The organism is Serratia bockelmannii (assembly GCF_008011855.1).
Classification (GTDB): Bacteria; Pseudomonadota; Gammaproteobacteria; order Enterobacterales; family Enterobacteriaceae; genus Serratia; species Serratia bockelmannii.
On record NZ_VOUX01000002.1, the window covers coordinates 64,522 to 79,608 of the forward strand.

The window sequence follows — 15,087 nt, forward strand, 5'->3', positions numbered from 1 at the left end:
ACGCCGTAGCGTGCCTTTGTTACTTTTAGCGCCTGACGTTTATCACTGCGCCAGCAGGTACAGTTGGCTATCGCCACGCTGAATATTCAACGCCAGCACCGACGGTTTGCTGTCGAGGATTTTACGCAGCTCGCCCAGGTTCTGGATCGGCTGTTGGTTCACGCCCAGGATCACGTCGCCCTTTTTCAGGCCGATGCGCGCGGCGGCGCTGCCGGCTTTCACGCTGTCGACCTTGACGCCTTTCACGTTGCCGACCTGGGTATTGCTCAGCTCGGCGCCTTCAATGCCGGTGTAGATATTGCCCGAGGCCACCTGGGTCTGTGCGCTTTGCTCCAGCGTGACGTCAATCGTTATCGGCTTGCCGTCGCGAATAATGCCCAGCGACATCTTGCTGCCGACCGGCAGCGTGCCGATCTCCGCCCGGAACGAGGCGAAGCTGGAGATGGCCTTGCCGTTCATGGTGACGATCACGTCGCCGGCCTTGATGCCCGCCTTCGCGGCGGAAGATTTCGGCATTACCTGGCTGACGAAGGCCCCGCGCTGCGCATCGACCTTCATCGCCTTGGCCAGCTCAGAGTTCAGCTCGGTGCCCATGATACCCAGCTCGCCGCGTTTCACCTGGCCATACTCGACCATTTGCGCCGTCAGGTTTTTCACCATGTTGCTCGGAATAGCGAAGCCGATACCGATATTGCCGCCGTCCGGCGCCAGGATCGCGGTGTTGATGCCGATCAGCTCGCCGTTCAGGTTAACCAGCGCGCCGCCGGAGTTACCGCGGTTGATCGCCGCATCGGTCTGGATAAAGTTTTCGTAGTTTTCGATGTTCAGGCCGCTGCGCCCCAGGGCGGACACGATGCCCGAGGTGGCGGTTTCACCCAACCCGTACGGGTTGCCGATCGCCACGGTGTAATCGCCGACGCGCAGCTGATCGGAGTCCGCCATCTTGATCGCCGTCAGGTTCTTGAAGTCTTTCAGCTGGATCAACGCGATATCGGAACGCGGATCCTTGCCGATCACTTTGGCGTCGAAGCGGCGTCCGTCGCTCAGCTGCACCTGGATCTTGTTGGCGTTGTCCACCACGTGGTTATTGGTCACCACATAGCCCTTGGTGGCATCGATGACCACCCCGGCGCCCAGCGCCTGGAATTTCTGCTGCGTGCCCTGCGGCTGGCCATCCGGCCCTGGCTGTTCACCGCCCTGACACATCGGCGAGCCCTGGAACGGCGAACCGTCCTGGCAGAACGGCGAATCCTCACCGAAGAACTGTTGGAACTGCTGCGGCATGCGCGGCGTATTGACCGTGGTGCTGCCCTCAACGTTAATGCTCACGACGGAAGGCATCACCTTCTCCAGCATCGGTGCCAGGCTCGGCAGCTGTTGGGTGCTGGAAGAGGCGGTTTCAGCGGCGCTGGCCGTCGCCGGGCCCATCGCCATACCGATACTGAATGCCAGTGCGCTCAGAACTAATGCGGTTTTTTTCATCTGTGTGTCTCTTATAAAGTCGTTCAAAAAGAATGGCCGTCTTGCGTGCTTATTCAGAGTTAATTAATAGCCCGAAGTTCCGGCACAGATGATTGGCAATAGTAAACAAATATTGTCCGTCTTTACAAAACTCGAGACAGCCAACCGGTTGGAATTGCTGGCAATTATTCTTCAGCTCAATTATTCCGCCGCCATCAATCGACGATATTCATCATAGGCGTACAGGTCGGTCATTCCGCTGATATAGTCCTGCAATAAACGCGCGCGGAAATAATATTCCCGAATGCCTTGCTGCTCCGGCGATAAATGCTGCAGCCCTTCTACCGCCTCCGCATACGCTAGCCGATGCTTGGTGGACAGCTTGTGGAACAGGCGTGTTTCAATCGGATAAGCGCGATGGCTGTCCTCGCGCACCAGCTGGCTGAAGTCCGCCAGCGACATCGCCAACAGCGGGCTGTAAATGTCCAGCAGGCCGCTGATCACCCGATAGCCTTGCAGCTCGAGCTGCTCGACCTCAGGGTGGTTGAACACGTGCTTGAACGCCACATTTTTAAATATCTTCAGTAGCCGATAGGCCGGGCTGGAATCCTCCAGCAGCGCCTGATTGAAACTGCCCTGATAGACCGCGTCCAGATTGTCGATAAAGCGCTGCGCCGCATGCGGCACCAGCCGCGCCACGGTAAACACCCGCAGATACATGAAGAACTGATCTTCCGCGCTGCGCCGCGCGCCGCCGCGATCGATCTTGCGAAACGCGCTGGCGACGGTCTTGTCGAACAGATCGCCCGGCACCACCTCGCCCCACTCCTGAATCAGGTGCTGATACAGCTGCTCGACGGTGAAAATGCTCTTCTCCACCGCGTCTTCCAGATCGGCCACACAGTACGAGATATCGTCGGCGGCCTCCATAATATAGGTCAGCGGGAAACGATCGAACTCGCCCATGTGCAGCTCGCGCCGCAACCGATCGACGAAGGCCTCTTCCGCCAGATAGTAGCCGGGCTTTTTCATCAGGTAACTGTGGCTGGCAGGGATGTCGCTCGCCCAGTAGGCCGGGCGGGTGTATTTCAAAATGCAGCCGACCTGCGCGTAGGTCAGGTTGAGCTTGAGCAGGCTGTACACCATGCGGATCGCCTGGGCGTTGCCCTCGAAGTGGCTGAGATCCTGACGGATCCGGCTGCGCAGCCGGTTCAGATCGCTCTCCCCTTCATGCAGGCGCAGCGTCGCCACCTGGCAGCGATCGTGGCTGCCCGGCTCGCTGCCGCAGCTGGCGGGATCGAGCCGCTGGGCGAACCAGTCGTTGATCGCCGACTCGCCGAAGTGTCCGAACGGCGGATTACCGATGTCGTGCATCAGGCAGGCCATTTCCACGATGCTTTCAAACGGATCGAGCAGCCGGGTCAAGCCGAGCTCATCAATTCTCCCCGCCTGTTTGAAGCGATTGAGGATCTCTTTGGCGATGTGGCGCCCAACCTGCTGCACCTCCATCGAGTGCGTCAGGCGGCTGCGCACCGCCGCGTTGCGTTCCAGCGGAAACACCTGGGTTTTTTGCTGCAGACGGCGAATGGCGGCCGAGTTGACGATGCGCCCGCGATCGCTCTCGAACTGCCGCACGATGTCGTACTCTTCCTCGGCCTCGATCGGTTTGCTGAAAGGCCGTTGGAAGCTGATTTTTTGCTTGAAGTCGATCCCGGACATCTGTTTCTCCGCCGTTGCGCCCTGCCCCCGTGATAACAATTCCCGGCAGCGGATGCAACGCATTATCTCTGATACACAGCCATGATAGACTATGCCGCAATTCTCACGGCCAATCAGCGAGTGTTATTTATGAAAGTAGGCATCATCGGCGCAATGGAGCAGGAAGTCACCCTGCTGCGCGATCAAATCGAAAACCGTCAAACCATCCAGCGCGCGGGCTGCGAAATCTACACCGGCCAGATCGGCGGCGTTGACGTGGCCTTGCTGAAATCCGGCATCGGCAAAGTCTCTGCGGCCATGGGCACCACCCTGCTACTGGAACACTGCAGCCCGGATCTGGTGATCAACACCGGTTCCGCCGGCGGCCTGGCCAGCACCCTGCGCGTGGGCGATATCGTGGTGTCGGAAGAAGTGCGCTACCACGACGCCGACGTCACCGCCTTCGGCTACGAGCCGGGCCAGATGGCCGGCTGCCCGGCGGCGTTCGTCGCCGACGACGCGCTGATCGCGCTGGCGGAAAGCTGCATCAAACAGCTGGATCTGCACGCGGTGCGCGGCCTGATCTGCAGCGGTGACGCCTTCATCAACGGCGCCGAGCCGCTGGCGCGCATCCGCGCCACTTTCCCGCGCGTCGCCGCCGTGGAAATGGAAGCCGCGGCGATCGCCCACGTCTGCCATCTGTTCGGCACGCCGTTCGTGGTGGTGCGCGCCATTTCCGACGTCGCCGACAGCGAGTCGCACATGAGCTTTGACGAGTTCCTGGTGGTAGCGGCCAAGCAGTCTACGCTGATGGTCAATGCCATGCTGCAAACCCTGGCCAAGCGCGGTTGATGTGAGGCTGCGCTTCACCTCGATGCTCTGTCTGTTGGCGCTCTGGTTGGCCATGCCAGCCGGCGCCGCTCAGCGGGTGATCAGCCTGGCGCCCAACGCCACCGAGCTCGCCTATGCCGCCGGCATGGGCGAGGTACTGGTGGCGGCGAGCGCCTATTCCGATTACCCGCCGCAGGCCGCCAAGCTGGAGCAGGTGGCCTCCTGGCAGGGCATCAACCTGGAGCGGGTGCTGGCGCTCAAGCCGGACCTGATCCTCGCCTGGCGCGGCGGCAATCCGCAGCGCGTGCTGGATCAGCTCGCCGCGTTCGGCATCCCGATCTTCTATGCGGACGCCGACAACCTCGGGGGGATCGCTGGCTTGCTGGATAAGCTGGCGCAATACAGCCCGCACCCGGATCAGGCGCATCAGGCGGCAGACGACCTTCGCCGCCAGTTCGCCGCTCTCAAGCAACAATACGCCGCTAACTCACCACGGCGCGTGCTGCTGCAGTTCGGCACCCAGCCGCTGTTCACCAGCTCCGGCGCCACATTGCAAAGCCAGGTGCTGGCGCTGTGCGGCGGGCAGAACGTCTTCGCCGATAGCCGCACCCCTTGGCCGCAGATCAGCCGCGAGCAGGTGCTGGCGCGTCAACCCCAGGCCATCGTCATCACCGGCGGCGCGAAAGAGGCCGCCAATGTGAAAGCCTTCTGGGCGCCGCAGCTGCAGGTGCCGGTGATCGCGCTGAACGAAGACTGGTTCAATCGCGGCGGGCCGCGCCTGCTGTTGGCGGCGCAGCAGCTGTGCCGCCAGCTGGCGGAGATCCGCTGATGCTGGTGTTCTGGTTGGATATTCTCGGCACGGCGGTGTTCGCCGTCTCCGGCGTACTATTAGCCGGCAAGCTGCGCATGGATCCGTTCGGCGTGCTGGTATTGGGTGTGGTCACCGCGGTCGGCGGCGGCACCATCCGCGACATGGCGCTGGCCAACGGCCCGGTGTTCTGGGTCAAGGATCCCACCGATCTGGTGGTAGCGATGATCACCTGCGTCTTGACGCTGCTGCTGGTGCGCCAGCCGCGCCGCCTGCCGAAATGGGTGCTGCCGGTGCTCGACGCCGTCGGGCTGGCGGTGTTCGTCGGCATCGGCGTCAACAAGGCTTTCGCGGCCGGCACCGGCCCGCTGGTGGCGATCTGCATGGGAGTGATCACCGGCGTCGGCGGCGGCATTATCCGCGACGTGCTGGCGCGCGAGATCCCGATGATCCTGCGCACCGAAATTTACGCCACCGCCTGCATCATCGGCGGCATCGTGCACGCTACGGCGTTTTACACCTTCCACATGCCGCTGCAACAGGCCATGATGCTGGGCATGATCATCACGCTGGCCATTCGGCTGGCGGCCATCCGCTGGCACCTCAAGCTGCCCGCCTTTATTCTCGAACGCTGAGCCGTCGCCCTGCGGGGCGACGCTTGGCAACGCCACACCGGGTGATTTATTAGACTAAAAACGGGTCCAGTGTTATTATTTTCGTCCGAAAAATAGCGTAGTGACGATGTAAAATTCTGTTATTCGCAGGTTAATCCCTTCCCCACGCTGTTAAAACTTTTTAACTTTTTGCCGATAAGTCATCACAAGATGGCTTACGGATGACTATTCCCGCAATGATGAAAAAAATTCTGCTTGCCTGCTGTGGCGCCCTGCTGAGTGGCGCCGCGTATGCCGATGCCGTCAGCGGCCAGATCGGCGTTACCCTGACCATTGAACCGCAATGCGCCGTGCGCCTCGAAGCCGCCGTCCCCCAGGCCGAATGCAGCCACGCGACGGCGCAGCCGAAGATCATCCGCAACCCACCGACGCAGCAGAACGGTGCGGAAGTGATCCTCGTGGAATGGTAATGGTAGGTATAAAAAAAACCCGCCGGCCTAAGGCGAGCGGGTTGATGTTCTGACAGGCAAACTCAGATGCTAAACGACGAACCGCAACCGCAGGTGGTTTTGGCATTCGGGTTGGTCACCACGAAGCGCGACCCTTCCAGCCCTTCGGTGTAGTCCACCGAACCGCCGACCAGATACTGCAGGCTCATCGGATCGACCACCAGCGCCACGCCCTGCTTCTCGATGGTCATGTCGCCATCGTTGACCTTGTCGTCAAAAGTGAAGCCGTACTGGAATCCGCTGCAGCCGCCGCCGGTAATGTAAACCCGCAACTTCAGGTTCGGGTTTTCTTCGTCAGCAATCAGGAACTTAACCTTGTTTGCTGCTGCCTCGGTAAATTGCAGGGGCAGTGCCGTTTGATCACTCATACTCTTTACTCCCAACATTGTTCAGCATCAGATCGCGACTATGGCTGCCTGATTAATATTAACGATTATCCGATACCTGAGTGTTGCGTTCAAGTATTCACCGCATTTGTTGTATTTTCTTTACCTGTTTTCTCCGCCGCTTCCCGTGCCAGCTGCGCCTCCTGCCTTTGCAGGGTGCGAGCCAAGATCGATGAATACAGCGGCTTGCCGCCGAGCAGCTGCGCCACTACCGTGGCGCCGAGGCAGGTGATGATCATCGGTAAAATCAGCTGGTAGTTGTCGGTCATTTCCAGCACCAGCACGATACCGGTCAACGGGGCCCGCACCGTGGCGGCGAACAGCGCCCCCATACCGGCGATGGCGAAGGTGCCCGCTTCGATGCCGTATTGCGGGAACAGATGCGCCCCCGCCAGCCCGAAGGCGGTGCCGAACAGCGTGCCCAGCGCCAGCATCGGCGCAAAGATGCCACCCGGCGCGCCGGAACCGAAGCACAGCAGCGTGGTGAAGATGCGGGTAATGAAGATAAACATCAACATGCCGACGCTGTAATTGCCCGCCGCGGCGATCGGGATCAGCCCAAAGCCGCCGCCCGCCGCCTCTGGCTGAATCAACCCCAGAATGCCACACACGCCGCCGAGCAACCCACCCATCAACAAGATATTGCGCATTCTGCCGCCGTGCAGGCGCGCGAACATGTCTTGGGTGCGGAAGATCAGCGCGTTGAACCCCACGCCCACCGCGCCGAATATCGCCCCCAGCACCAGATAGAGCCACAGGGTGTTGATGGGCGCCGAAGAAAGTTTGTCGACCGCGATCACCGAGCCCTGGCCGTTAAACAGCTGGTACACCACGCTCGACATGATAACGCCGATAAACACCGCTTTAATCGAGATCAGGTTGTAGCGAAACTGCGGCCGCATCTCTTCGATGATAAACAGAATGCCGGCCAGCGGCGCGTTGAACGCGGCGGACAGCCCGGCGGCGGCCCCGGTCGCCAGCAGCGAATGACGCGCCTCGGCGCCGCGAATGCGCAGCACGTCCAATACCATGCGCCCGACGTTGCCGCCCATTTGCACCGTGGGCCCTTCGCGCCCCAGCACCATACCCGCCCCCAGCGTGCCCATGCCGCCGATGAATTTCACCGGTATCACGCGCCACCAGCGCACCGGCCGCAGCTCCTCCAGCGCGCCTTCGATCTCCGGAATGCCCGAGCCGCCCGCCTCAGGCGCAAAGCGCCGCACCAGGTAATAGCCCAGCGCCGCCAGCGCGGCGGACAGGATAAACGCCAGCGGCCACACCAGGAGCCAGGAGTCGGCGACCTGCGCCAACGAAGCTAGCCGCTGCTGCTGCACCCACTCCACCGCCTTATCGAAAGCCACGCCGAGCAAACCGGCCAGCGCCCCCACCAGCGCGGCCATCACCAGGATCGCCACCGGGGTTTTATCACGGCGAATAAACTGACGCACCGCATCGCTGCGGCTAAGACGCGGGCTCAACGTCCCGACTGGCTGTGAATGTGATTCCGTCATCGCGAGTGATTCGTTAGGTAATTTGTAATACAAATAGGCAGGGCGATAATTCTACCCCAACCCGGCGGCGGGCGCTGCCGTTAATGGTATCTGACTGTGATCGTTTCATAACGCGGCGCTCTCCTCTAGAATAGCGCGGTCAAATCATTCAAAAGAGAATCCAGGAGCCGATTTATGAGCCTACACAGCAAGTCCGAAAGTCTGTACGCCCAGGCGCAACAGTTGATCCCCGGCGGGGTGAACTCTCCGGTGCGTGCATTCACCGGCGTAGGCGGTGTGCCGCTGTTTATCGAGCGGGCAGACGGGGCTTACCTGTTCGATGCCGACGGCAAGGCCTATATCGACTATGTCGGTTCCTGGGGGCCGATGGTGCTGGGGCATAACCACCCGGCGATCCGCGACGCGGTGATCGAAGCGGCGCAGCGCGGCCTGAGCTTCGGCGCGCCGACCGAGATGGAAGTCAAAATGGCGCAGCTGGTCACCGAGCTGGTGCCGACGATGGATATGGTGCGCATGGTGAACTCGGGCACCGAAGCCACCATGAGCGCCATCCGCCTGGCGCGCGGCTACACCAACCGCGATAAAATCATCAAGTTCGAAGGCTGCTACCACGGCCACGCCGACTGCCTGCTGGTGAAAGCCGGCTCCGGCGCGCTGACCCTCGGCCAGCCGAACTCACCGGGCGTGCCGGCCGACTTCGCCAAACACACTCTGACCTGCACCTATAACGATCTGGATTCGGTGCGCGCCGCCTTCGAACAGTACCCGTCAGAGATCGCCTGTATCATCGTCGAGCCGGTCGCCGGCAACATGAACTGCGTGCCGCCGCTGCCGGAATTCCTGCCGGGCCTGCGCGCCCTGTGCGACAAGTACGGCGCGCTCTTGATCATCGACGAAGTGATGACCGGCTTCCGCGTCGCGCTGGCCGGCGCGCAGTCCTATTACGGCGTTGAGCCGGATCTGACCTGCCTCGGCAAAATCATCGGCGGGGGTATGCCGGTGGGCGCCTTCGGCGGCCGTCGCGACGTGATGGAGGCGCTGGCGCCGACCGGTCCGGTCTACCAGGCGGGCACCCTGTCCGGCAACCCGATCGCCATGGCGGCGGGCTACGCTTGCCTGACCGAAGTGTCGCAGGTTGGCGTGCACCAGACGCTGACCGAACTGACCGAGATGCTGGCCGCAGGCCTGCTGCATGCGGCGCAGGAAGAGAATATCCCGTTGGTGGTCAACAACGTCGGCGGCATGTTCGGCCTGTTCTTCACCGACGCGCCGGCGGTCACCTGCTACCAGGACGTGATGCAGTGCGACGTGGAACGCTTCAAGCGCTTCTTCCACCTGATGTTGGAAGAAGGGGTGTATCTGGCACCGTCCGCCTTCGAAGCGGGCTTCATGTCCGTGGCGCACAGCAAGGAAGACATCCAGCGCACCATCGACGCCGCGCGTCGCTGCTTCGCCAAGCTGTAATCCCGGCCGGATGGCCAAAAAAATGGGCGCCTCGGCGCCCGTTTTGTTTTTCGCTGCGGCTTAAAGCAGCGTGCCGTAAATGGTCAACAGCGCCACCACCACCACGATGATCATCGTCACCTTGCGCGCCAGCGTCACCGCCGCGCGCGGCGTTTGCACCGGATCCATATGCGGATCGCGCGCCAGCGAGAACTGCGCCAGCCGCGTCAACACCTGATACGACGACGAATGCCGATCCCCCAGCGAGGCGAACCAAGCCGGCAGCGCCCGCTCGCCGTGGCCAAACAGCGCATAGGCCACCCCGGCCAAACGCACCGGGATCCAGTCCAACCAGTTCAGCAGATGATCGATGCCCGACTGCGAACGCTCCAGCGGCGTATTGTGGCGCGCCAGCCAGGTTTGATAGGCGCGCAGGAAGGCATATCCCGCCAGCGCGATCGGCCCGTACGGCCCAAAGACCACGAACCAGAACAGCGGCGCCAGGTAATAGCGGAAGTTGATCCACAGCAGCGCGTTTTGCAGCTCGCGCAGGCGCAGCTCCTCACTGCAGTCCACCGGCAAGCCGTGGATCAACGCCAGCTCTTCCGCCATCTGGTCGCTGGCGTGGGTATCGCCCTGTCGCGCCGCTTTCAGGTAGGCGCGGTAGTGTTTGCGCTTGATGCCGGCGCCGACGCATAGCAGATCGATGACGATCCACAGCAGCAGCGTCACCACGCCAAAGAATAACCCGTGCGACAACCACAGAACGCCCCAGACGACAACCATCCAGGCGGCGGTCATCGCCAGCGTCTGCGCCAGCGAAACCCGATGCAGCCGCTGAAATACCACTTCGAGGCGATGATCCAGCTGCCAGTGTTCCCCCAGCTTGAACAGGCGCTCCCAGGCCAAAACCAGCAACAGCGTAAACAGCGTCATTAGCGATTCCTCTCCCTTTTTCTTGTCTCAAGCATAGCGTCGGCAGGCGCGCCGCGTTGTTCCAGAGATGCCAGATAGCGATCCCAATCGAACGCCGGCCCGGGATCGGTTTTGCGGCCGGGGGCGATATCGCAATGCCCGGCGATATGCGCCGCCAACGGCGGATAATGTTCGGCCAGCAGCGCGGTGACCGCCTGCAGCGTGCGATATTGCGCCTCGGTGTAGGCTAACTGGTCGGTGCCTTCCAGCTCGATGCCGATGGAGAAATCGTTGCACCGTTCGCGCCCCTGATACAGAGAAACGCCCGCGTGCCACGCGCGCTGGTCGAAGGGCACATACTGCACGATCTCCCCATCGCGGCGGATCAGGCAGTGCGCAGACACTCGCAGCTGATGGATCTCGGCGAAATAAGGGTGCTGCGCGGGATCGAGCGTGCCGGTGAACAGCTGGTCGATATAGGGGCCACCGAATTCGCCGGGCGGCAGGCTGATGTTATGGATGACCAGCAGCGAGGGCGGCTCGTCATCCGGGCGACGATCGCAGTGCGGCGAAACCACTCGCGTCACCCCGACAATCCAGCCATTTTCCAACTGCATCAGACACCTCTCTGCGGTGGTACTTATTCCTGCAACAGAGTAGCATGTTCCCCTACGATCTAACCGTCCATTTCGGAGTTTTCCATGCCGACACGCCGCTACAGTGCCGACCGTCGCCGTACCGAGCTTCTTGAACGTATTGAAAGTGATATTCCCTATTCCGTCGCCCAGGCGCTGCGCGAAGACCTGGGAGGTGAAGTTGACGCCGGGCGCGATATTACCGCGCAATTGTTACCGGCGGACAAGCAGGCCGAAGCCACCGTCATTACCCGCGAAGCCGGCGTGTTCTGTGGCTGCCGCTGGCTGAACGAAGTCTTTATTCAGTTGGGCAACCAGGTGCAGGTGGAGTGGCTGGTGGCAGACGGCGACCGTCTGATACCGAACCAACCGCTTTGCCGGCTGCGCGGCCCTGCGCGGGTGCTGTTGACCGGCGAGCGCACCGCGCTGAACTTCGTGCAGATGCTCTCCGGCGTGGCGACCGAGGTCAGCCGCTATGTGGCTCTGCTGGAAGGCACCCAGACTCGCCTGCTCGATACCCGCAAGACCTTGCCCGGCCTGCGCACCGCGTTGAAATATGCCGTACTGTGCGGGGGCGGCAGCAACCACCGGCTGGGGCTGTCCGATGCCTTCCTGATCAAGGAAAACCACATCATCGCCTCCGGCTCGATCAAAAACGCGGTGGAAAAAGCCTTCTGGCTGCACGCCGACGTGCCGGTGGAAGTGGAAGTCGAATCGCTTGATGAACTGCAGCAGGCGCTGGACGCCGGCGCCGACATCATCATGCTGGACAACTTCAGCGTCGAGATGATGCGTCAGGCGGTCGCCCAAACCCAGGGCCGCGCCCAGTTGGAGGTATCCGGCAACGTCACCAGCGAGACGCTGCGCACCTTCGCCGAGACCGGCGTGGATTACATTTCGGTCGGCGCGCTGACCAAACATGTGACCGCGCTCGATCTGTCGATGCGCTTCAAATGATCCCCTCGCCCCCGGCCGCCGCCGGGGGCGTTACCGCAGATTTGCGAAGCCCCTCGCACCGTTTTTCCCTCCGCTGCAAACGGCATCATTACTGATGGAAGCACGCCGAGAAACGCGTAAAACCCGCTCGCCGTTCCCCCGCGCAAACCGCTACCGTTGTTTTCCACACCCTTATGGAGGAAACAACGCATGGAAACGCAACGCGGCTTTAGCCTGATCGAACTGATGGTGGTGATCGCCATCATCGCCATCCTCAGCGCCATCGGCATTCCCGCCTACCAGCGCTACATCCAGAAAGCGGCGATGACCGACATGCTGCAAACCATGGCGCCGTATAAACTGGCGGTCGAACTGTGCGTGCTGGATGAAGGCGCGCCCGCCGGCTGTGACGCTGGCAGCAAAGGCATTCCCACCGGCGGCGCGTCGCGTTACGTCAGCGAGGTGAAAGTCGTTAAAGGCGTCATCACGCTGACCGGCGCCCAAACGCTGCAGGGGCTGGCGGTGGCGTTAACCCCCAAATCGAACGCCGATGGGCTGACCCACTGGACCCGGCTGTGCAGCAGCGAAAACGCGACGCTGGTTGAGGTGTGCCGGGAAGTCTTCCGCTTCGACGACGCAGCGGAGTAGCAGCGATGAACGCGCAAATCAGCGAAGAGGTTCACACCCTGTGTCGGCGCTATCAGGCGCTGGCGCTGAGCGAAGACCCGACCACCCTGACGGTCGCGCTCAGCGAAGAAGCGCCGCAGGGGCTGCTGGTGGCGCTGCGTTTCGCCACCGGCAAACGCATCCATCTGGAACAATGGCCGGCGGCCAGGTTGGAGCTGGCGCTGAATCAGCACCACGAGCCGCTCTCGGCACCGCTGGCAGCCGAAGAGGACACAACCGATATCGCCTACCCCGACGACGGCGATGCGCCGGTGGTACAGTTCATCAACCAGACGCTGCGCCTGGCCATTCAGCGCCGCGCCTCGGACATCCACTTCGAGCCCTTTCGGCAGCATTTTCGCATTCGTCTGCGCATCGACGGCGTGCTGCAAACCCTCGCCTCACCGCCGCCGCAGCTGACCGCGCGCCTCATCGCCCGGCTGAAGATCCTCGGCCAGTTGGATATCGCCGAGCGCCGTCAGCCTCAGGACGGGCAGCTCAGCCTGACGCTGGACAGCGCGCGCTATGCCATGCGTATCGCCACCCTGCCGACGCTGCACGGCGAAAAGGTGGTGCTGCGCGTCCAGCAGGGTGAGCAGCAGGAGCTGCCGCTGGATAAACTGGGCATGAGCCGGGCGGATCTGGCGCGCTACTCGACGGCGCTGGCCTGCCCGCAAGGGTTAATCCTGGTGACCGGCCCGACCGGCAGCGGCAAGACGGTGACGCTGTACAGCGGTCTGCGCCAGTTGAACGATGCGCAAAGCAACCTATGCAGCGTCGAGGATCCGGTCGAGATCCCGCTGTTCGGCATTAATCAGACCCAGATCAACGCCAAAACCGAGCTGAGCTTCGCCCGGGTGCTGCGCGCCCTGCTGCGTCAGGATCCGGACGTCATCATGATCGGCGAGATCCGCGATGCGGAAACCGCCGAGATCGCGGTCAAGGCCGCGCAAACTGGCCACCTGGTGCTGTCAACGCTGCATACCAACTCCACTGGCGAAACCCTGACGCGGCTGATGCACATGGGGATCCCCGGTTACCTGCTCGCCGGCTGCCTGAAGCTGATCGTCGCGCAGCGGTTGGTGCGCAGGCTGTGTCGCCACTGCCGCTACCCGCAAAGCCAGCCGACGCATTTTCCCACCGCGATCTGGCCAGAACCGCTGACCGCCTGGCGCGCCGACGGCTGCGAGCACTGCTTCGGCGGTTACTATGGGCGCATCGGCGTGTATGAGCTGTTGGCCATTACGCCGGAAATACAGGCGGCGCTGCTGGCGAACGCTGCTCCTAGCCTGCTGGCGGATATCGCCCGCGAACAGGGGCAGCTTTCGCTGCTGCAGGCCGGGCTGACTCTGGCCGCCGAAGGCACGACCTCGCTGGAAGAACTGTATCGCGTGATCGACGTCGTCCAGCTCGGCGCAACCACGTCATGAAAGCACGCCGCCTGTTTCTGTGGCAGGCTTTCGACGCTCAGGGCGCCTTACGCCGCGGCGAACTGATGAGCGAAGAAAAACGGCAGGTGAGCCGGTTGCTGATCGAACAAGGCCTGCAACCGTGCCGAATCGGGCACGGCAAACGCGTTACGCCCGGCCAATGGCGTGGAGAACCCTTAATCCACTTCACCCGCCAGCTCGCCACTCTGCTTCAGGCGGGGTTGCCGCTGGTCGATGCGCTGCAGTTGCTGGCAGCAGAGCATCCTTCGGCAGCCTGGCGCTGCCTGCTGCGCCAGCTGGCCGACCAGGTGCGCGAAGGGCAACCGCTTTCCGAAACCCTCGCCGAACAACCGGGGATTTTTCCCCTGATCTACCGCCAGCTGATCGCCATCGGCGAACTGACCGGTAACCTCGATCGCTGCTGCCTGCAGCTGGCACAACAGCAAGAAGCCCAGCTGCTGCTGCGCCGCAAGGTGACCAAGGCGCTGCGGTATCCCCTCTTCATCTGTGCGGTGGCGCTGCTGGTCAGCGTGCTGATGCTGGTGATGGTGCTGCCAGAATTCGCCAAGGTTTATCAATCGTTCGATGCGCCACTGCCCTGGTTTACCCAAGGGCTATTGAAGTTGTCCGCGCTGCTGATCGCCGTTGGCCCCTATTTGGCGCTGCTGCTCGGCGCATCGCTGTTCGGCTACTGCCGCTGGCTGCATCCGCGCCCGCCGTGGCGCAGACGTGAACAGGCACTCTTGCTTCGCCTGCCGCTGATCGCCCGGCTGGTGAGCGGCGGCGCGCTGAGCCAAACATTTCGCATCCTGACCATGACCCAACGCGCCGGGCTGACGCTGGTGGAAGGCTTGAGCGCGGCGGCGCTGGCGGCTGACCATCTGCTGTACCGACAGGCGCTGGAGCTGGTGCGACGGCAGATCGCCGAAGGAGAAGCCTTTCATCATGCCATGGGCCTGCAACCGCTGTTTCCGCCGCTGTGCCGGCAGTTGGTGCGGGTGGGCGAAGAGTCCGGTTCGCTGGACGCCTTGCTGGATAAATTGGCGCAGTGGTATGAACGGCAGACGCACGAGCTGGCCGATACGCTGGCGCAAACGCTGGAGCCGCTGCTGATGCTGGTGGTGGGCGGGATTGTCGGCGCTTTGGTGATCGCCATGTACCTGCCTATCTTTCAACTGGGCAGCGTGTTGGGATAAAGGGAAAAGGATAGCGGGCGCCGCGGTGTGCTGCGCCCGAATGCAAGG

15 protein-coding genes are annotated in these 15,087 nt (G+C 62.3%); 9 read left to right on the top strand and 6 right to left on the bottom strand.

Annotation, left to right across the window (positions count from 1 at the left end; translation table 11 throughout):
- Window positions 1-42: 42 nt before the first annotated feature.
- Together degP and dgt are read right to left on the bottom strand one after the other, a co-directional pair.
- Entirely contained in the window at window positions 43-1,482 is a 1,440-nt protein-coding gene (gene degP / locus FOT55_RS02410; protein ID WP_147823051.1) for a serine endoprotease DegP, read from the bottom strand.
- A 180-nt stretch (window positions 1,483-1,662) separates the two neighbouring features.
- Window positions 1,663-3,180, bottom strand: coding sequence for a dGTPase (gene dgt, locus FOT55_RS02415; RefSeq protein WP_060448158.1), 1,518 nt, complete (start codon window positions 3,178-3,180; stop codon window positions 1,663-1,665).
- A 129-nt stretch (window positions 3,181-3,309) separates the two neighbouring features.
- Between dgt and mtnN the strand changes: the two genes are divergently transcribed.
- The 4 genes from mtnN to FOT55_RS02435 all read left to right on the top strand — a co-directional run bounded on the left by mtnN (window position 3,310) and on the right by FOT55_RS02435 (window position 5,882).
- The gene (gene mtnN / locus FOT55_RS02420) at window positions 3,310-4,011 is read left to right on the top strand and encodes a 5'-methylthioadenosine/S-adenosylhomocysteine nucleosidase (protein WP_049200308.1); all 702 of its coding nucleotides are present in this window, start codon (window positions 3,310-3,312) and stop codon (window positions 4,009-4,011) included.
- Between the two features lie 22 nt (window positions 4,012-4,033).
- Window positions 4,034-4,819, top strand: a complete 786-nt coding sequence (gene btuF / locus FOT55_RS02425) for a vitamin B12 ABC transporter substrate-binding protein BtuF (RefSeq protein WP_147823163.1) — start codon at window positions 4,034-4,036, stop codon at window positions 4,817-4,819.
- On the top strand, window positions 4,819-5,433 hold the full coding sequence (locus FOT55_RS02430) for a TRIC cation channel family protein (RefSeq protein ID WP_038873529.1): 615 nt from the start codon (window positions 4,819-4,821) through the stop codon (window positions 5,431-5,433). The genes btuF and FOT55_RS02430 overlap by 1 nt, the downstream gene beginning before the upstream one ends.
- A 200-nt stretch (window positions 5,434-5,633) precedes the next feature.
- Window positions 5,634-5,882 (top strand): hypothetical protein, encoded by a 249-nt coding sequence (locus FOT55_RS02435; protein ID WP_065424607.1) that lies wholly within the window; start codon window positions 5,634-5,636, stop codon window positions 5,880-5,882.
- Between the two features lie 62 nt (window positions 5,883-5,944).
- On the opposite strand, the gene erpA is transcribed toward FOT55_RS02435, so the two are convergent.
- Window positions 5,945-6,289 (bottom strand): iron-sulfur cluster insertion protein ErpA, encoded by a 345-nt coding sequence (gene erpA / locus FOT55_RS02440; RefSeq protein WP_004932708.1) that lies wholly within the window; start codon window positions 6,287-6,289, stop codon window positions 5,945-5,947.
- A gap of 89 nt (window positions 6,290-6,378) precedes the next feature.
- A complete protein-coding gene (clcA, locus tag FOT55_RS02445; protein ID WP_147823052.1) occupies window positions 6,379-7,818 on the bottom strand; it encodes a H(+)/Cl(-) exchange transporter ClcA in 1,440 nt (479 codons plus the stop codon).
- A 174-nt stretch (window positions 7,819-7,992) separates the two neighbouring features.
- Here clcA and hemL point away from each other — a divergent pair, with 174 nt between their 5' ends.
- A complete protein-coding gene (gene hemL / locus FOT55_RS02450; protein ID WP_025301587.1) occupies window positions 7,993-9,282 on the top strand; it encodes a glutamate-1-semialdehyde 2,1-aminomutase in 1,290 nt (429 codons plus the stop codon).
- A gap of 60 nt (window positions 9,283-9,342) precedes the next feature.
- On the opposite strand, the gene ampE is transcribed toward hemL, so the two are convergent.
- Window positions 9,343-10,197 (bottom strand): beta-lactamase regulator AmpE, encoded by an 855-nt coding sequence (gene ampE / locus FOT55_RS02455; RefSeq protein ID WP_025301586.1) that lies wholly within the window; start codon window positions 10,195-10,197, stop codon window positions 9,343-9,345.
- On the bottom strand, window positions 10,197-10,793 hold the full coding sequence (gene ampD, locus FOT55_RS02460; protein ID WP_025301585.1) for a 1,6-anhydro-N-acetylmuramyl-L-alanine amidase AmpD: 597 nt from the start codon (window positions 10,791-10,793) through the stop codon (window positions 10,197-10,199). Before ampD ends, ampE begins: the two co-directional genes overlap by 1 nt.
- Window positions 10,794-10,877: 84 nt before the next feature.
- Here ampD and nadC point away from each other — a divergent pair, with 84 nt between their 5' ends.
- The 4 genes from nadC to hofC all read left to right on the top strand — a co-directional run bounded on the left by nadC (window position 10,878) and on the right by hofC (window position 15,039).
- Window positions 10,878-11,768, top strand: coding sequence for a carboxylating nicotinate-nucleotide diphosphorylase (gene nadC, locus FOT55_RS02465; RefSeq protein WP_147823053.1), 891 nt, complete (start codon window positions 10,878-10,880; stop codon window positions 11,766-11,768).
- Between the two features lie 189 nt (window positions 11,769-11,957).
- On the top strand, window positions 11,958-12,395 hold the full coding sequence (gene ppdD, locus FOT55_RS02470; RefSeq protein ID WP_099816579.1) for a prepilin peptidase-dependent pilin: 438 nt from the start codon (window positions 11,958-11,960) through the stop codon (window positions 12,393-12,395).
- Between the two features lie 5 nt (window positions 12,396-12,400).
- Window positions 12,401-13,843 (top strand): type II secretion system protein GspE, encoded by a 1,443-nt coding sequence (gspE, locus tag FOT55_RS02475; RefSeq protein ID WP_147823054.1) that lies wholly within the window; start codon window positions 12,401-12,403, stop codon window positions 13,841-13,843.
- Window positions 13,840-15,039, top strand: a complete 1,200-nt coding sequence (hofC, locus tag FOT55_RS02480; protein ID WP_060434239.1) for a protein transport protein HofC — start codon at window positions 13,840-13,842, stop codon at window positions 15,037-15,039. The genes gspE and hofC overlap by 4 nt, the downstream gene beginning before the upstream one ends.
- Window positions 15,040-15,087: the final 48 nt, after the last annotated feature.